Here is a 16,932-nt window from a genome sequence, read left to right as displayed (position 1 = left end):
AAAGCATCCCCTGCGCCAGCACTTTTTATCTGTGACTCAGGCCGGAACGGCGAGCTGGGCAATCTGCGCTCGCGCGCTGGCGATCCCTGCGTCGCGACCATGCGGACGATTGTCCAGCCCTTCGGCATAGATAAATTCCACCTCATGGATCCCCATCAGCCCCAGTACCGCGCGCAGATAGGGGGTGATGGCGTCGGTGGTCTCTCCCTGGTGAATACCGCCGCGGCTGCTGACGACCACCGCCCGAACGCCCTCGACCAGCCCCTGCGGCCAGCTGTCGGTGTAGCGAAAGGTTTCCCGCGCCCGCGCCACGAGGTCGAACCATTTCTTCAGGTCGGTCGGGACGTTGAGGTTATACATCGGCGCCCCGATCACCAGCAGATCGCTGGCTTTTAATTCGGCGATAAGCTGGTCGGAGAGCGCAACCGCCGCGCGGATGGCCGGCTGCGGATCCACTGCCCCGCGCAGGGCGGCGAACAGGGGGCGATCCAGTGTTGGCAGCGCCATGGCGCTGAGATCGTGTTCCGTGAGCCGATCGCGGTGGCCCGCCGCCCGGCGCGCCGCGAGAAATTCGTTAATCAGCTGATTGGTCAGGGATGTTTCGCCATTAATGCTGGATTTTAATACCAGAACGTTAGCCATGATGAGTGCCTCAAGTGAAGGGGAGAGGCAGAGACTAACACTGTCTTTTTTCTCTCTGGAGTGACATTATTTTCCTCTATTGTATCCCGTAAGGAACCAATTTGTGCGTGACGATCTGAACGCGATCCCGGTGTTTGTTACCGTGGTCGAGAGCGGTAACTTTGCCAGCGCGGCGGCGATCCTCCACGTGACGCGTTCGGCGGTGGGTAAAACCATTGCCCGGCTGGAAGCGCGCCTCGGCGTGGCGTTATTCCAGCGCACTACCCGTCGGCAACTGCTGACGGAAGAGGGGGAGCAATTTTACCACCAGTGCCGGGAAGCGCTGGCGCGCATCCGCGAGGCCGAAGAGGCGCTCCAGCGCGGGAAGGGCGAGGTGCAGGGGCGGCTGCGGATCTCGCTACCAGTGCTCTTTGGTCAGCGCTGCGTGGCGCCGCTGCTGTTCCGCCTGAGCCAGCGCTATCCGTTACTGAAGCTCGAGCTCCACTACAGCGACCGGCAGGTCAATCTGCTGGAGGAGGGGGTTGATCTTGCGGTGCGTATCGGAAACCTGGCCGATACCGGGTCGCTACGGGCGCGGGCGCTGGGGGAGCATGGCATGGTGCTGTGCGCGGCGGTAGAGTACCTGCGCCGCCAGCCGGCGCCGCAGACCATCGCCGGGCTGAGCGAGCACCGCACCCTCGGCTATCTGCACAACGGCCAACTGCAAAAATGGCAACTGTACGACCCGCAGCAGGGCGAAGTGCGCTTCAGTCCGCAGACGGGGCTGGTACAGGATGATTTTGCCGCCATCGCGGCGGCGGTGCAGCAGGGGATGGGCATCGCCTGGTTGCCGGACTGGCTGGTGGCGCAGGCGCTCGCCGACGGGACGCTGCAGCAGGTGCTGGCGCCCAGCGCTCAGGTGCGTTTCGCTATCCACGCGGTGTGGCCGGAGGGGCCGTGGCTGCCGCAAAAAACGCGGGTGGCGATCGATGCCCTGCGGGAAGGACTGCGCCTTGCTAAAAGCACACCGCCCAGCGGTTAAGGGTATCTTAAGGCGACCGGGCGATAATGACAGAAAGATGACGACTGAGAGCTATCGCCATGAACGCCCTGGAAACCCTGAATCAATCTGTTTTTTTCGCGCTTAACGCGCAGCCTGGCGCCGCGGAGGGCCTGCTGTCGCTGGCCCGTTTTTGCGCCAGCGGCATCGTGTTTATGATGCCGGCGATCGCGCTCGGCCTGTGGTTTCTCGGTGGTCGTGAGGGACACCGCCAGGCGCTGTTTATGACCCTGGCCGTGATGATTTCCCTCGGGCTGGGGATGGTGTGCGGGACGCTCTGGTTTCATCCACGGCCGTTTATGATCCCCCTCGGCCATACCTGGATAAGTCATCCGGCGGATAACAGCTTCCCCAGCGATCACGCTACGGTGATGTTCAGCGCCGCGTTTGCGCTGCTGTCGCTGCGCCTGCGGGCGCCTGGTCTGCTGATGCTGCTGGCTGCGCTGCCGGTGGCCTGGTCGCGGATCTATCTTGGGGTGCATTTTCCGCTGGATATGGTGGGCGCAGCCCTGGTCTCCATTGGCGGGGTCATCGTGGCGAAGCGGGTCTGGCAGGCGGTCGGCCCACGGCTGGTGCTGCTGTGCGAGGCCGTCAGCCGGCGGATGTTCTCCTGGCTGCCGGCGCGCTTTACGCCATAGCCTCAGCGACGAGGCCGTCCGGTACGGGCGGCGCGGCGGTACAGCGTGCTGCGGGCGATACCCAGTATCTGTGCCGCCCGGCTGACGTTGCCGTTAACGCTGGCCAGGGTATCGACAATCAACTGCTCGTCATGGGCCTGCAATCCTCCGCGCGGCAGCGGCGCAGGCGCGGTGCGATACGCCTCCGGCAGCGCGTCAGGCGTCAGCGTGTCGCCCTCATCGGCCAGAGCCAGCATCACCTTCAGGACGCTCTGCAGCTGGCGCACGTTTCCCGGCCACGGCAGCTGGCTGAGGTGGACCAGCAGTGCATTTGAAAGCGTCACCCGGCGTGAAACACCGCCCAGGTCGCGCCACAGCGTGGCGATAAAGGTTTCCAGCGCCGGCCACTCGCGCAGCGGGGGCAGCGCCAGGGCATACTCCCGCAGGCGCCACAGCAGATCTTCACGGAATTCGCCGGCGCTGACCCGTTGCGTCAGATTGCGGTGGGTGGCGCAGATCAAGGCGAAATTCACCGGCACGCTGCGGCTGGCGCCCAGCGGGGCCACCTCTTTTTCCTGCAACACCCGCAGGAGCCGCGTCTGCAGCGCCAGCGGCATATCGCCGATCTCATCGAGAAACAGTACCCCGCCCTCAGCCTCGCGGATTTTACCGATATAGCCGTTTTTGCTGGCGCCGGTAAATGCCCCCGGCTGGTAGCCGAAGAGCTCGGATTCGATCAGCGATTCCGGGATGGCCGCGCAGTTGATGGCGACAAATTTGCCACTGCGCCAGCGGCTGTGCTGATGCAGCGTACGGCTGACATACTCCTTGCCGCTGCCGGTTTCTCCCTCAATGCATAGCGCAATGCCGGCGTTGAGCAGCCGCAGCAGCTTTTCGCCTTCGCGCGGGCTGGTGAAAGGGAGATGCATGACCGGCGGGGCGCTTACCGCCACCCGGCGGCGGGTGGGCTCCCGCAGGCGATAGTGATAGCGGCCCTGCGGGGTGGTCAGCGGCAGCGGGACGCTGACCGCCCTTTGCGCCAGCGTCGGAAAAAGCGACGCAAAGGTGAGCTGGCCAAACTGCGCCGCGCTCAGGCCGAACTCGCGCATCGCCAGTCGGTTGCCGGCGGTGAGGACGTTGTCAGAAAAGACCAGCAGCAGCTCCTCGACGCTGTCGAGCTTGTCCACCTGCCGGTGCAGGCTCATCAGCCACTGCTCCGGATGCAGGCTCTGTTTCACCCACAGATACTCAATCTGCTTTGCCGCCGCCTTCACCCAGCCGAAGGTATGCTGGTGGGGAAAATCCGCCGGGCCGGAGATATCCAGCACCCCGGCAATACTTCCGTCCGGCCGCTGGAGCGGCATCGCCGCACAGTACAGATTCTGATTGCGGGTAAGAAAATGCTGGCGGCCATCGATTTCGCAGCCGTCATCAATGACCAGCGCGGTGCCAATGGCGTTGGTCCCGCGCCCGCTTTCGCTCCACAGATTGCCGGGGGCCAGCGCCACGCGCTGAGCCTTCTGCATCGCCTGGGTATCGCCGACGGTGTGCAGCACCAGGCCACTGGGGTCGGAGAGGACCACCACCGACTGCAGGTCCGCCACCTGGCGCGACAGGGCATCCACCACCGGCTGCGCCAGCTGCTGCAGGCTGCGGTGGCTGGCGAGCCGGTCTGCCAGCTCCCCGGCGCGCAGACGGGGAAAATCCTCGGTAGCAGGATCCAGACCATAGCGCTGGCAGCGAGACCACGAGTCGCTGAGCAGGGGGTTAGCGTTAACCTCTGGTGCGAGAAGATAGGGATTACCTGGCACAGGGCACCTCAGGGTCGATGTTGCTGTGTTGCAATATTGTAGCCATTTGGTTTATTTGGTGTTGCGATTTGCAACACAGAAGTGGACATCTGTGCGACAGCGCCTGCCAGCCTGGTAAAGAGATAACCCTAACCCATTAATAAATAATATAAATTATTGGCAATTAAAAACTGGCATAACCCCTGCAAAGTGAGAAGCGTTCGGCGGCAAGTTTAAAAAATCAATATGCCGCCGCGTCTCAACCCTACAGAAGGAGATTTGCGATGCGTTATGCACATCCTGGCCAGCCCGGCGCCCTGGTTTCATTTAAATCCGCTTACGGCAACTTCATTGACGGTAAATTTGTCGAGCCGCTGAGCGGTGAATTCTTTATGAATACCTCCCCGGTCGACGGCAGCAACATTGCGCAATTTCCCCGCTCGGACGCCAAAGACATTGAGTTCGCCCTGGATGCCGCTCACCGTGCGGCGCCGGCGTGGGGTAAAACGTCAGTGCAGCAGCGCTCCAGGCTGCTGCTACAGGTCGCCGATCGTATTGAACAGCACCTGGAGTATCTGGCCGTCGCGGAGAGCTGGGACAACGGGAAACCGATCCGCGAAACCCTGAATGCCGACCTGCCGCTGGCGGTGGACCATTTCCGCTACTTCGCCGGCTGCCTGCGCGCCCAGGAGGGAAGCACCGCCGAGATTGACGAAACGACGGTGGCCTATCATTTCCATGAACCGCTGGGGGTGGTTGGGCAGATTATCCCGTGGAACTTTCCGCTGCTGATGGCCGCGTGGAAGCTGGCCCCGGCCCTGGCGGCGGGTAACTGCGTGGTGCTCAAGCCGGCTGAACAGACGCCGCTGAGCATTACCCTGCTGCTGGAGCTGATTGGCGATCTGTTCCCGGCCGGGGTGCTTAACGTGGTACAGGGATTCGGCAAAGAGGCGGGCGAGGCGCTGGCCACCAGCAAGCGTATCGCCAAGCTGGCGTTCACTGGCTCCACGCCGGTCGGGCGGCATATTCTCGCCTGCGCGGCGGAAAATATTATCCCCTGCACTGTCGAGCTGGGGGGCAAATCGCCCAACATCTACTTCGCCGACGTAATGGAGGGAGAAGAGGAGTTTATTGAGAAGGCGGTGGAGGGACTGGTGCTTGGCTTCTTCAACCAGGGGGAGGTATGTACCTGCCCGTCGCGGGCGCTGATCCATGAATCCATCTATGAGCCCTTTATGGCGCGGGTCATGGAGAAGGTGGCGCAGATCCGCCGTGGTGACCCGTTAGATACCGACACCATGATCGGCGCGCAGGCTTCCCGCCAGCAGTTCGATAAGATCCTCTCCTACATTCAGATTGCGCGGGAAGAGGGCGGGCAAATTCTGACCGGCGGCGAGCGGGCGGCTATCGCGCCGGCGCTGGATAACGGTTTTTATATTCAGCCCACGCTGATTAAAGGCCGCAACGATATGCGCAGCTTCCAGGAGGAGATCTTTGGGCCCGTGATCGGGGTGACCACCTTTAAGGACGAAGCGGAAGCGCTGACCATCGCCAATGAGACCCAGTTTGGCCTTGGCGCCGGGGTCTGGACGCGGGATACCAACCTCGCCTATCGCATGGGCCGCGGGATTAAAGCCGGCCGCGTATGGACCAACTGCTATCATGTCTACCCGGCGCATGCGGCGTTCGGTGGCTATAAACAGTCTGGCGTTGGCCGGGAAACGCACAAGATGGCGCTGGATGCCTATCAGCAAACCAAAAATCTGCTGGTGAGCTACGGCACCGCGCCGCTGGGTCTGTTCTAAATACAACCCCGCGCTTCTGTTCCAACCTCTGTCCGCAATCCGTCCGGGTTGCGGATTTTTTTTAACTGCAAAATAACCCTGCTATTTAGCCGGCTTTATTGAGCGGCATGACCAACACATTCACACGGCTGATGTAATATCTTTCACTTGAAAATAAAAAGGGTTCCACAACAAGAAATTATGCGCAGTGAGGCGGACACTTGTGCTTCATTTATGTAGAAATGATGAATATTAATACCAGGAAAATTCCTAATTTTCCTGTGCTGTCGATCGGAAGCACAATAAAACAAGACAACTTTTTGAGTAATTATCTTTAAATTTGTTAATGGTTTTGATCTGTTGTTGTTTGAAAGTGTTTTATTGCCGTTTGTATAGATATGTAAATTAACATTGAAAAGGCATTTCAAAAATAAATTTTATGCCTCTGATAATCATTAACTTATTCGTAACATTGTGCCGGGTTGCCTTTTGGTAGGTGCGGTAATATATTTATTTCGCACACCAAAATAACTTTTTTAGCTTCTGTTTTTTATTAATGGTCACCTTTTGACGGAATAAAGCAGAGCGAGAGGGCGTGTGCCTACTATCCTGCGGAAGGAACGCAATGAACATTTACAAGGAGGAACTGATGAGCAGCTTCGCGATAGCCAAGCGCTATTGCCGATGACTGTGCGATATATTCGTTAACGATGAGATAAATAATGAAAACCCAACTTCGTATTATGGCAATTCTCATGGGCGCGCTGGTTTCGGGCGTAACCTTCCAGGCGACTGCGGCAAACACGATTAATCCAAACTCAGGAACCAGTGCGCAAGGCGCCGGCGGGCAGGTCAACTTCAATGGGTCAATCACCGACAGCTCCTGCAACGTCGACAGCGGTTCAACCGGCCAGACGGTGGATTTGGGCAAATGGGCCAGCAACTATTTTACCAGTACCGGCTCCGAAACCACCAAAACATCCTTCCATATCAAAGTCAAAGATTGCCCGGCCAGCGTGACGACGGTCGCTGTGCTGTTTGATGGCGCGCGCGAACAGACGGATACCTCCCTGTTGGCCATCAACAGCGGCGGCGCCAGCGGCGTAGCGATTAAGCTGTATGAGCATGATCAGACGACGGCGGTTAGCCTCGGTAAAACGACCGCCAAACAAGCGGTCACTCCGGGTTCCAGCGGCAGCACCGGTTCTGCCGACCTCGAGTTTTACGCCGATTATGTCTCTACCGGGGCGACCGTGACGGCAGGTGACGCCAACGGTACGGCTAATTTCAATATGATTTATAACTAAGCATATTGCGCGTTATTCAGAGCCAGTCCATTGCGTCTGGATCCCTAGCAGTCTGTTGAAAAATTAATGGCGAAGCCGTCGCGATATATATTCGTGACGATATTGTTGTTCCTGCTAATTATCTCAATGGTGACTGGCTCTTTTATTCACAGCTTTATTTTATTGTCTGTTCAACCTTTACCTGATGGTTATTAATGATGAAGAAAATAATTGCCGTTGCGGCTTTTCTGCTGTGCTCCACGGCAGCGCAGGCCGGTATTGTCATGGGTGGAACCCGTGTGATTTATCAGGAAGGGAAGCGTGAAGCCGCTATTTCAGTCACCAATGCCGATACCCATACGCCCTATCTGGTGCAGTCGTGGGTGGAAAATTACGCGGAAAACGATAAGGCCAAGGTGCCCTTTATTGTCACGCCGCCCTTGTTCCGTCTCGATCCGGAGCAGAATAACGTTCTGCGCATTAACTTTATTGGCGCCTCGCTGCCCAGCGACCGTGAATCGGTCTACTGGCTGAACGTCAAAAGTATCGCCCCAACGCCGCAGGGCGAGGTGAATAAGCTGCAGGTCAATATTAAGTCGAAATTCAAAATTTTCTATCGCCCCAACGGTCTGGCAGGCGACCCGGCAAAAGCCTGGCAGCAACTGAAGTTTACCCAGTCCGGCGGTCATCTGACGGTGGCAAACCCCACTCCCTATTTTGTCTCTTTTTACTCCGTCGCGGTGGGCGGGCAGAGCATCGACGAACCTGGCATGGTGGCTCCGTTCGGCCAGAAAACGTGGCCGGTGAGCGGGCACGGCGCCGTCAAATGGCGGGCGATTAACGACTACGGCGGCGTCAGCGACTTCGCCCAGCAGTAATTCCCTTTTGCGATGACATGACCGGACGGCGCCAGCATGAAAAGAACAACAACAGCGAAGGTGCGGGAGTATGCCGCAATGCCATTGACCGCAGGACGGGCGCTGGCGCTGGCGACGGTGCCGACGATGGTGTTTTGTCTCAGTCCGCTGAACCGGGCGCTGGCCGACGACTATTTTGATCCGGCGGCGCTGGAGTTTGCCGACCCGCAGCAGCAAACCTCCGACCTGCACTACTTCGCCAAACCCGGCGGGCAGCAGCCGGGCACTTACTCTGTCACCGTGGTGGTTAACGATCAGGAGCTGGGTCAGGCCGATATTACGTTTGTTGACGATGGCGGGAAGCTGCAGCCGGTGCTAACGCCCGCTCAACTGGCGGATTATGGGGTCAACGTCAGCGCCTTTCCCGCCTTTCAAACGCTGCATGAAGGAGAAACCTTCACCCGGATCGAGAAGTTTATTCCCGACGCCAGCAGTCGGTTCACCTTTGCTAACCAGCGCCTGACGCTGAGTATTCCCCAGGCGGCGATGAACGTGCAAAGCCGCGGCTATGTCGAACCCTCGCGCTGGGACGATGGCGTGCCGGCCGCGTTTGTCGATTACTATTTTTCCGGCGCGCAAATAAAGAACGCCGATGACGGGGAGAGCAGCCGCTCAAACTACCTCAATTTACGCAGCGGCGTGAACCTGGGCGCCTGGCGGCTGCGCAACGTCTCCTCAATGCAGTACGACCAGCAGCGCCGGCACTGGGATACCCAGAGCACCTGGCTGCAGCGCGATGTCCGCTCGCTGAAGAGCTTGCTGCGGATCGGCGATACCTACACCACCGGCGATGTGTTTGACAGCATCCCCTTTCGCGGCGTCCAGCTGATGTCTGACGATGAGATGCTTCCGGACAGCCAGCGCGGCTTTGCCCCCACCATCCGCGGCGTGGCGCACAGCAATGCCAAAGTGACCGTCTCTCAGCACGGGTATGTGATCTACGAAACCTTCGTGTCGCCGGGGGCATTTGCCATCAGCGATCTTTACCCCACCTCGCAGAGCGGCGATCTGGAGGTGAAGGTGACCGAGAGCAATGGTTCGGTGCGCACCTTTACTCAGCCCTATTCCGCAGTTCCTTTTATGCTGCGCGAAGGGCGCGGCAAATTCAGCCTTAGCGCCGGGCGCTACCATTCGGGGGCGGATACCGTCCGCTCGCCGGAATTCCTGCAGGGAACCCTGTTCTACGGTCTGTCGGCGGGGTTTACTCTCTACGGCGGTACGCAACTGGCCCAGGACTATCAGTCCTGGGCGCTGGGCCTGGGGCGCGGTTTCGGCGAGTTCGGATCGCTGGGAGGCGACGTGACCCAGGCCATCACCCGCACGCCGTCGGGCAAGCGCTACGCGGGCCATTCGCTGCGCGCCCAGTATCAGAAAGATTTTGTCAGCTCGGGGACCTCATTCAGCCTCGCCAGCTACCGCTACTCCTCCAGCGGCTATTACGATTTTGCCGAAGCCAGCGCGCTGGAAAGCGCGCAGGGGCAGGTGGACAACCGGCGTCGCCGGGAAGAGCTGTCGGTGACACAAAGCCTTGGCGGCCTCGGCAGTCTGGCGATCTCCGCCTGGTCGCAGGATTACTGGCACCGGCAGAGCCGGGATGAGACGGTACACCTCGGGTTCTACAGCGCCTGGAAGGGGATCTCCTGGGGCGTGGGCTATTACTACACCCGCGCCAGCAATCAGGAAAAAAATGACCGTTCCTGGTCATTTAATATCAACATCCCGCTGGGCGGCCCGCTGTCCGACAGCGCGGTAAGCTATAACACCACCTCGGACAGCAATGGCTATACCTCGCAGCAGGTCTCGCTGTATGGCGCGGTGCCGACGCGGCCAAATCTGTTCTATTCGGTCCAGCAGGGCTATGGCAACCAGGGGCGAGGCAGCAACAGCAGCGTCGCGCTGGATTACCACGGCGGCTTCGGCAACGCCCAGCTCGGCTATCGTCATGACGCCGCCAGCAACCAGCTGACCTGGGGAGGCGCCGGCTCGGTGGTCGCGCATCCGCACGGCGTCACCTTCGGCCAGACGGTGGGCGAGAGCTTCGCCATCGTCCGCGCGCCGGGGGCCGCTGGGGTGGCGGTACAAAACGGCAACAATGTGCACACCGACTGGCGCGGCTATGCCGTGGTGCCATCCCTGACCGCCTATCGAAAAAATGTCATTACCCTCGACACAGAGTCGATGGCCGACGATACCGACGTCGATCAGGAGGGGCAGACCGTGATCCCCGGCGGCGGCGCGGTGGTGATGGCCAACTACCGGACCCACATTGGCAACCGGGTGCTGTTTACCCTGCGCAATGCCCAGGGGCCGTTGCCGTTTGGCGCCAGCGCGCGGCTGGTCACGGCGGAGGAGAGCGGCAATGCGCCGGGCGGCATGGTGGCTGACGGTGGGCAGGTGTACCTCAGCGGCGTGCCGCAGGAGGGGACCCTGGCGGTGAGCTGGGTCGTTAACAACCAGTCGCAGAGCTGCACGCTGCATTTTCAACTTCCGGATAACCCACAGCAGAGTCTGAATACGGTGAAAACCGTCTCCGGGCTGTGCCAGACACGCTGAGGCGGCTATGAAATCTGTTTTTCGTCTACTTCCTGTTCTCTTTCTGCTGGCGCTGAGTGGTTACCTCCCCGGCGTGCGGGCTGAAACCTGCCGCGCGAATATCGGCCAGACCACGGTCAATATTCCCAATATCAAATATTTACCCACGCTGCCGGTCAATACCCAGATGACCAGCGCGATGGCGGATAACGGCAGCGGGATCCCCTTTTCCTGCGACCTGCAGCTGCCGACGGCGAGCGCCAAACGCATCGTCTATAAGCAACTGAAAACCGGCGGCTCGCCGGTGGTGATTAACGGACAGCACGTCTACCCCAGCGCCATCGACGGCATCGGTTACTCGCTCAGCTTTCAGTGCGCGGGCGGCCCGATGCGCGCTATCGACGGCAGCCACTCCGCGGGCGGCGAGTCGGTGGTGGTGTGCGACAGCGCAATGCTTCCGGCGCTGATGACGCAGCAGCAAACCACGGTCAGGATCGCGGTGACCTTCTATAAAACCGGGACGGTGCAGCTGGCGGACGGGACGCACACCAACTCGCCGTCGCTGCCGCAGGTGGGGGAGATGACCATTGAGCAGCAGGCCAGCGGGAGCGCCAGCTATGTCGCCAGCGCGCCGGTCAGTATCGATATGGCGGCCCTGAACGTGGACATCGGCAGCAGCGGCAGCTGTCAGGTAGCGACGTCGACGATCCAGGTCACTCTGGGCACGGTAAACCGGGCGGAGTTTCACGGTAAAGGGAGCACCGGCGGCCAGGCGAAGCGCTTTTCGATCCCGGTGTTCTGCCCGTCGCCGACCGATGTGCGCATCGGCTTTTTCGGCGTCAGCGTGGAGAGCGATACCCTGGCCCTGAGCAAGGCCAGCAACAGCGCCAGCGGCGTCGGCGTGAAGCTGACCTACGGCAATAACCCCGGCGCGGCGGTCTCTGATGGCACCAGCGTTAAGATCAATGAGGCCAGCAACTTGCCGATCCTGAAAAGGGTGACCGGCACAAACGCCGGGACCGCCGAGGCGATCAATTTTAACGCCCAGTATGTGCAAACTGACGCCACGGTGGGGGCGGGCACGGCCAACAGCATGGTGACCTTCGCCCTGGAGTATAACTAGCCTGACGCTGGCGCATGGGCATTCTGCAGAGGGATGGGCACCACCGCGCCGTAGTCGTCGATATAGTTCAGCTGGTACAGGCGAGTGCTGTCGGTGGTCATCACGGTATGGCTGCTGTATGGCCGGAGCATCACGTTTCTCATCGGCGAGAGGTGGCCTTTATTATCGATCAGCGTCCCGTTGACCAGGGTGATATGCAGTGGGCCTGAGTTGGTAAAGCGCAGGTGATTCCCGCTCTGCTGCCACTGCAGCTTTTGCACCTCTCTGGCGAGGGTGGTGGTGATGGCGGGCGGACGATAAAAGAGCTTCAGGCGGGTACGGACGACAAATTGCAGCGTATGCGTGCCGACGGCTGCGGGAGGCGTCTCCTGGATATTGACCCAGTACACGCTTTCCCGATCGCCGGGCAGCCCGCCGCCGAGATAGATAAAGCGCAGCTGGGCGGATTGTTGCGGCGATAAATAGACCTGCGGCGGCGTCGCCACTATCGGCAGGCCGACGCGCGAGGTATTGAGTCCGGCGTCCAGCCAGATCTGCACTTTATAAGGCGTGCTGCTGCGATTGTGAATGTTCAGGCTGGCGACCTTTTCTTTCCCGGAATAGACCACCCGCGTGGCATTAATGGTGATCCCGGCGCAGGCCTGAAAGGTCACTGCGCAGAGCAGAATCGCCAGCTGTGTTTTCATGAGGACTCCCTTGACGTCTCATCCCTGACCGGGAAGCTATTCCTGCATAATGGTAAATCGGGCCGTCGCATTGCCGTCGCCGGGATCGGCGTGGGTTTTGTCCCAGGTGTAATAGAAGGCGTTCAGCCTGAAGGTTCCGGAGCCGCCGTCCACCGGGATCTCTATGCGGGGATCGTGTTGCGGATCAAGGCGTTCATCGAGGCTGAGCGGGGTGCCCGTGCGGTCAGTGAGCAGAATACCTACCTTGCTGGCCGGCTTACCGCTGCCGTCGAGCGCCAGCACGCGGTTTTCAGGTGTGTCGGCAGGCGAGGGGCCGTCAACCACAATGTAGTAAGTGCCTTTCTCACAATCTTTAACGCGAATGTCGATGCCGACCGCCGGCCCGGTCCCAGACTGACTGTTTTTCAGTCTCGACAGCGGAATAGCGCCCATACTGACGTCGATGACCCCGCTGTCGCTCACCCCTTCGAGCTTGCAGGAGGCGTTCACGACCTTGCCGATGAAATTCAGCTTGCCCTCTGCCGCGAGTGCAGGGACAGCGGCCAGCCCGGCAAAGACCGTCGCCAGACACAGCGTGATTATTTTCATTTTCTTTCCTTCTCTATTGCCCGTAAAGCTGGCGCCAGGGCCGTTATTTTGATGAGTCTTATTTACGCCAGGTATGTTTTTTATTAATTCATCTGACTGACAAATTTATTAATACCAGGAAATAAACTGGCTTGTTATTTAGGGGCTGCTTTTGTCGGGATAGTAGCGTGGGGGAATTGCGACGTAAATAAGACGGTTATTAACGCGAGTTGAATGCCAAATATCGCTCGATAAAATAAATTGCTATTTTAATTCAATGCATTAGAAATAGCTTATTGCTCTTTTTTGCCAGGTGTTCGAACCCACTTCATGGTGGAAAATACGATCGTTCACGTAAGGCTACGCCCGGCAGATGAGGGATCATTCACCGGAGGGGGGCTGTTTTTTATCGCCAGATTTGCGATCGGCAACCGCGCTGCCGGGTTGTATGTCACGATGATTAAAAATAGGATGAATGCCCTGGCGTATGCTGCGGATGGTGTTGACTGATAAGCGGCCGATCACCCCGGCGCGAAAAATCGATAACGATAAGGATGGCGAGATGAAACTGACGGTGGGGCTGGCGCTGACGCTGGCGATAATGACCTGCGGCGCCCAGGCGCGCGATATGCAAACCATCGAGCACAGCGGTGAGCTGAAAGTGGGCGTGCCGGGCGATTACGCCCCGCTGGCGTTTCGCAATGCCGCCGGCGAGCTGCAGGGCTATGACGTGGACATGGCCCGCGATCTCGGGCGCACGCTGGGGCTGAAGGTGAGCTTCGTCTACACCAGCTGGCCAGCGCTCGCCGCCGATCTGCGGGCGGACAAGTTTGATATTGCGATGGGCGGCGTGACGCAGACTCCGGCGCGGGCGAAGGACTTCGCCCTCAGCCACCCGGTAGTGGCGAACGGTAAAATCGCCTTAGCCAACTGCCAGTCCGCCCCGCGGCTCGGCTCGCTGGCGAAGATTGACCGCCCGGAGGTGAAGGTGGTCGTCAACCCTGGCGGCACAAACCAGAGCTTTGTCGATGAGCATATCAAGCAGGCGCAGATCATTCGCGTACAGAACAACGTCGACAATCTGGAGGCGCTGCGGCAGAAAACAGCCGATATGATGGTGACAGACCTGATCGAAGGCGACTATTACCAAAGCAAAGAGCCCGGCGTGTTCTGCGTTGCTAACGAAACACCGTTCGCCGGCACCGCCAGCGACAAGGTGTATATGATGAATAAGGATAACCCGGCGCTGCTGGAGAAAGTGAACCAGTGGCTGGATAGCCAGGACAAAGAGGTTCTCAAACGGAAGTGGAAAATTCGCGGTTAACGCGGCGGCGCGCCACCGCCGGCAGACGCGTCCGGCGGTGGTTATCGTCCACGGTTAGCGCTGCGGCGACAGGGGCTGTCGCGCGAGGCCGCGGAAGTAGCAGGCGTAGCCGAGGGTGGCGGTCAGGCACAGCATATAGCCAAACGACTCGCTGCCTTCCTCGACCGTGTTTTTCACCACCCGGGCGTAGTTCTCATCCAGCACGGCGTACCACAGGCCGTGCATGCCGAACAGCCGCGAGAAGACCAGAATCGCCAGCAGGCCGCTGATCATCATCCCGTAATAGGGCGTGCGGGTATACTCCGCCAGCTGCGACAGGGTCTGACGCAGATGGCGCAGCGGCGCCAGCAGCGACCCTACGGTGGCCAGCAGGGCAAACCACACCCAGCTGCCGTGGGAGAGCAAATCAAACAGGCCATCCAGTTCACGGATCAGCATGGCGAGGAAGAAGCCGCCGATGAGGATATTGCTATAGCGCAGGTGGGTATATTTTCGCGCCAGCAGGAAGTGAACCAGTACGATGACGGCCAGCACGCTCTCCTGCACCACTTCGGTGAGCGACACCTCCGGGATGTCGTTACCAAACACCCGAATATCCACCCACAGACAGAGTACCGCGAGGGCGGCTGCGACCGCCGCGCCGAGAAAGAATAGCAAGCTTCGTAACAGAGACATTAACACCACAACTTATACTTAAAAGAAATATCATAAGTTTTGGGAATGCATGTTCCTGTTCACTTTGTGCGACTTTGCCGCGTTTTTTTAACATTTTGCGCGGTTTAGCGCCGGCGAAGGCGACAGGGGAGGGTGACTCCCCTGAATGAGGTGGGCGTCAGAGAATATCATCCACCACGCCGCCGTCGACGCGCAGTGCGGCACCGGAGGTGGCCGATGCCTGCGGCGAGCAGACGTAGACCACCATATTGGCGACCTCTTCCACCGAGGCCGCCCGCTGGATCACCGAGCTCGGACGATGGGTCATGACAAACGCTTTCGCCAGTTCCTCCAGCGACTTGCCGGTTTTCGCCACGTCGTCTTTCAGCATCTCGGCAAAGCCGTCGGAAATCGTCGGCCCCGGCAGTACGCTGTTAACGGTCACTCCGCTGCCGGCGATATATTTCGCCAGGCCGCGGGCCAGCGACAGCTGCGCGGTCTTGGTCACGCCATAATGGATCATGTCCGCCGGGATATTGCGCGCCGATTCTGAGGAGATAAACACCACCCGCCCCCAGCCTTTACTGACCATCGCCGGGAGCAGCCCCCGTGACAGGCGTACGCCGGACATGACGTTGGTCTGCCAGTAGTTGTCCCATGTCGCGTCGTCGGTGGCGTAGAAATCCTGCGGGCCATAGATCCCGGCGTTATTGACCAGAATATCGACGCCGGTCACCGCCCGCAGCAGCTGGGCTGCGCCGTCGGCGTCGCTGAGGTCGGCGATGGCGGGTCGCGCCTTCGCGCCCGACACCTCATTTTGCAGACGAGCGATGGCGGCGTTCACGCTCTGCTCGCTGCGCCCGTTAATGATGATCTCTGCGCCGCTCTCCGCCAGGCCTTTGGCGATGGCGAAGCCAATACCCGCCGTGGAGGCGGTGACCAGCGCGACTTTCCCCGCTAAATCAATCTTCATGTTCCTGCCTTCTGGTTGTGGATCTCCCATTAAGCGTAGCAGCGGCAGTATGGCTGGGGATCAGTAACCGGCGTGCTTATTGACCAGGTTCTTCAGCGGCAGCCCGCGGCGCTGGCGCTGAATGTTCTCCAGCAACTGGCGGGCGATCACCTCGGCAGGGGCCGCAGAGGCCATATGCGGGGTGATGACCACCTGCGGATGGCGCCACAGCGGATCGTCCGCCGGCAATGGCTCCTGCGGGAAGACGTCGAGCACCGCCCCGGCGAGCTGGCCGCTCTCCAGCGCCGCCAGCACATCATCATTGACCATATGCTCCCCGCGGCCGCAGTTGATCAACACCGCCCCGGCGGGTAGCCGGTTGAACAGCGGCGCGGCGAGGATACCTCGGGTCTGCGCGGTGAGCGGCAGGAGGTTAATCAGCCCGTCAAGCGACCCAAGAAAGTGGTCGAGCGCCTCCTCGCCGCGATAGCAGGTGACACCAGCCAGCTGCTTTTCACTGCGCGACCAGCCGGAGACCCGATAGCCGAGGCGGGCCAGCTGGTCAGCGATATAGCCGCCAATTTCGCCCAGACCCATAATGCCGATATGGAAGTCGGCGGCGGCGCGCTGGGGATAGAGCTTCCAGGTTTGGGTTCGCTGGTGGGCCAGCGCCCGGTCGAAATGGCGCTGAAACCACAGGACGCTCCACAGAGCATATTCGAACATGCCGTGGCGAAAATCTTCATCGATCACCCGGCACAGCGGGATCTCGCTGGCGAACAGCGCGGGCGGCAGATGATCGACCCCGGCGGACGCGGCCTGGATCAGCTTCAGCCCCGGCGAGCGGCTCAGCAGCTGCGGGTCCGGGAACCAGCAGCTGGCGTACTGGGCGTCGCGCGCCGCCTGGTGATGGGGCAGAAGCGCCGTGACGTCGGGAAACTGCTGCAGGGCGGCGCAAATATCGCGGGCGAAATCCGCGTCGTTACAATCCACAACGATAGTGATATCAGACATAGGCG

Annotated in this window: 15 protein-coding genes; 8 read left to right on the top strand and 7 right to left on the bottom strand. The window is 60.0% G+C overall.

The features are described from left to right. Positions 1–36 precede the first annotated feature (36 nt). Entirely contained in the window at positions 37–642 is a 606-nt protein-coding gene (locus tag A1WC_RS06230) for an FMN-dependent NADH-azoreductase (RefSeq protein ID WP_012540805.1), read from the bottom strand. Between the two features lie 103 nt (positions 643–745). Here A1WC_RS06230 and A1WC_RS06235 point away from each other — a divergent pair, with 103 nt between their 5' ends. Further along, positions 746–1,663, top strand: coding sequence for a LysR family transcriptional regulator (locus A1WC_RS06235; RefSeq protein WP_016161671.1), 918 nt, complete (start codon positions 746–748; stop codon positions 1,661–1,663). A gap of 59 nt (positions 1,664–1,722) precedes the next feature. Then, positions 1,723–2,319 (top strand): undecaprenyl-diphosphatase, encoded by a 597-nt coding sequence (locus A1WC_RS06240; protein ID WP_008806125.1) that lies wholly within the window; start codon positions 1,723–1,725, stop codon positions 2,317–2,319. A 2-nt stretch (positions 2,320–2,321) separates the two neighbouring features. Here the strand turns inward: A1WC_RS06240 and A1WC_RS06245 are convergent, their stop codons facing one another. Next, positions 2,322–4,109 carry a sigma-54-dependent Fis family transcriptional regulator gene (locus A1WC_RS06245; RefSeq protein ID WP_016161670.1) on the bottom strand — a complete coding sequence of 596 codons (1,788 nt, stop codon included), beginning with the start codon at positions 4,107–4,109 and terminating at the stop codon, positions 2,322–2,324. 263 nt (positions 4,110–4,372) lie between these two features. Here A1WC_RS06245 and A1WC_RS06250 point away from each other — a divergent pair, with 263 nt between their 5' ends. From A1WC_RS06250 to A1WC_RS06270, 5 genes are all read left to right on the top strand, one after another. Beyond that, the gene (locus A1WC_RS06250; RefSeq protein WP_008806123.1) at positions 4,373–5,893 is read left to right on the top strand and encodes an aldehyde dehydrogenase family protein; all 1,521 of its coding nucleotides are present in this window, start codon (positions 4,373–4,375) and stop codon (positions 5,891–5,893) included. A 701-nt stretch (positions 5,894–6,594) separates the two neighbouring features. Further along, complete coding sequence (locus tag A1WC_RS06255) at positions 6,595–7,179, top strand: fimbrial protein (protein WP_016161669.1); 585 nt, start codon at positions 6,595–6,597, stop codon at positions 7,177–7,179. A 194-nt stretch (positions 7,180–7,373) separates the two neighbouring features. After that, complete coding sequence (locus A1WC_RS06260; protein WP_016161668.1) at positions 7,374–8,036, top strand: molecular chaperone; 663 nt, start codon at positions 7,374–7,376, stop codon at positions 8,034–8,036. 78 nt (positions 8,037–8,114) lie between these two features. Next, positions 8,115–10,628 (top strand): fimbria/pilus outer membrane usher protein, encoded by a 2,514-nt coding sequence (locus tag A1WC_RS06265; protein ID WP_016161667.1) that lies wholly within the window; start codon positions 8,115–8,117, stop codon positions 10,626–10,628. A 7-nt stretch (positions 10,629–10,635) separates the two neighbouring features. Next, positions 10,636–11,730, top strand: coding sequence for a fimbrial protein (locus A1WC_RS06270; protein ID WP_008806119.1), 1,095 nt, complete (start codon positions 10,636–10,638; stop codon positions 11,728–11,730). On the opposite strand, the gene A1WC_RS06275 is transcribed toward A1WC_RS06270, so the two are convergent. Continuing rightward, a complete protein-coding gene (locus tag A1WC_RS06275; RefSeq protein ID WP_016161666.1) occupies positions 11,727–12,416 on the bottom strand; it encodes a molecular chaperone in 690 nt (229 codons plus the stop codon). The two genes, A1WC_RS06270 and A1WC_RS06275, sit on opposite strands and share 4 nt — an antisense overlap. 36 nt (positions 12,417–12,452) lie before the next feature. Beyond that, positions 12,453–13,004 carry a fimbrial protein gene (locus A1WC_RS06280; protein ID WP_012540815.1) on the bottom strand — a complete coding sequence of 184 codons (552 nt, stop codon included), beginning with the start codon at positions 13,002–13,004 and terminating at the stop codon, positions 12,453–12,455. Between the two features lie 466 nt (positions 13,005–13,470). Here A1WC_RS06280 and A1WC_RS06285 point away from each other — a divergent pair, with 466 nt between their 5' ends. After that, a complete protein-coding gene (locus tag A1WC_RS06285) occupies positions 13,471–14,307 on the top strand; it encodes a transporter substrate-binding domain-containing protein (RefSeq protein ID WP_016161665.1) in 837 nt (278 codons plus the stop codon). Between the two features lie 54 nt (positions 14,308–14,361). Here the strand turns inward: A1WC_RS06285 and A1WC_RS06290 are convergent, their stop codons facing one another. From A1WC_RS06290 to A1WC_RS06300, 3 genes are all read right to left on the bottom strand, one after another. Continuing rightward, the gene (locus A1WC_RS06290; protein ID WP_012540816.1) at positions 14,362–14,982 is read right to left on the bottom strand and encodes a hypothetical protein; all 621 of its coding nucleotides are present in this window, start codon (positions 14,980–14,982) and stop codon (positions 14,362–14,364) included. A 157-nt stretch (positions 14,983–15,139) separates the two neighbouring features. Next, positions 15,140–15,934, bottom strand: coding sequence for an SDR family NAD(P)-dependent oxidoreductase (locus A1WC_RS06295; RefSeq protein WP_016161664.1), 795 nt, complete (start codon positions 15,932–15,934; stop codon positions 15,140–15,142). A 60-nt stretch (positions 15,935–15,994) separates the two neighbouring features. After that, positions 15,995–16,927 carry a 2-hydroxyacid dehydrogenase gene (locus A1WC_RS06300; RefSeq protein ID WP_008806113.1) on the bottom strand — a complete coding sequence of 311 codons (933 nt, stop codon included), beginning with the start codon at positions 16,925–16,927 and terminating at the stop codon, positions 15,995–15,997. Positions 16,928–16,932 lie beyond the last annotated feature (5 nt).

Origin of the sequence: Klebsiella sp. KTE92, assembly GCF_000398905.1 — a bacterium.
Taxonomy (GTDB): Bacteria; Pseudomonadota; Gammaproteobacteria; order Enterobacterales; family Enterobacteriaceae; genus Klebsiella; species Klebsiella variicola.
The sequence above is the reverse complement of the archived record's forward strand: the minus strand, read 5'-3'. Positions and strand labels throughout refer to the sequence as shown.

Excerpts from the sequence above, each read along its gene's own strand:
- A1WC_RS06230 (WP_012540805.1), bottom strand. The coding sequence starts at position 642 with ATGGCTAACGTTCTGGTATTAAAATCCAGCATTAATGGCGAAACATCC.
- A1WC_RS06240 (WP_008806125.1), top strand. The coding sequence starts at position 1,723 with ATGAACGCCCTGGAAACCCTGAATCAATCTGTTTTTTTCGCGCTTAAC.
- A1WC_RS06250 (WP_008806123.1), top strand. The coding sequence starts at position 4,373 with ATGCGTTATGCACATCCTGGCCAGCCCGGCGCCCTGGTTTCATTTAAA.
- A1WC_RS06255 (WP_016161669.1), top strand. The coding sequence starts at position 6,595 with ATGAAAACCCAACTTCGTATTATGGCAATTCTCATGGGCGCGCTGGTT.
- A1WC_RS06260 (WP_016161668.1), top strand. The coding sequence starts at position 7,374 with ATGATGAAGAAAATAATTGCCGTTGCGGCTTTTCTGCTGTGCTCCACG.
- A1WC_RS06265 (WP_016161667.1), top strand. The coding sequence starts at position 8,115 with ATGCCATTGACCGCAGGACGGGCGCTGGCGCTGGCGACGGTGCCGACG.
- A1WC_RS06270 (WP_008806119.1), top strand. The coding sequence starts at position 10,636 with ATGAAATCTGTTTTTCGTCTACTTCCTGTTCTCTTTCTGCTGGCGCTG.
- A1WC_RS06275 (WP_016161666.1), bottom strand. The coding sequence starts at position 12,416 with ATGAAAACACAGCTGGCGATTCTGCTCTGCGCAGTGACCTTTCAGGCC.
- A1WC_RS06280 (WP_012540815.1), bottom strand. The coding sequence starts at position 13,004 with ATGAAAATAATCACGCTGTGTCTGGCGACGGTCTTTGCCGGGCTGGCC.
- A1WC_RS06285 (WP_016161665.1), top strand. The coding sequence starts at position 13,471 with ATGCTGCGGATGGTGTTGACTGATAAGCGGCCGATCACCCCGGCGCGA.
- A1WC_RS06290 (WP_012540816.1), bottom strand. The coding sequence starts at position 14,982 with ATGTCTCTGTTACGAAGCTTGCTATTCTTTCTCGGCGCGGCGGTCGCA.
- A1WC_RS06295 (WP_016161664.1), bottom strand. The coding sequence starts at position 15,934 with ATGAAGATTGATTTAGCGGGGAAAGTCGCGCTGGTCACCGCCTCCACG.
- A1WC_RS06300 (WP_008806113.1), bottom strand. The coding sequence starts at position 16,927 with ATGTCTGATATCACTATCGTTGTGGATTGTAACGACGCGGATTTCGCC.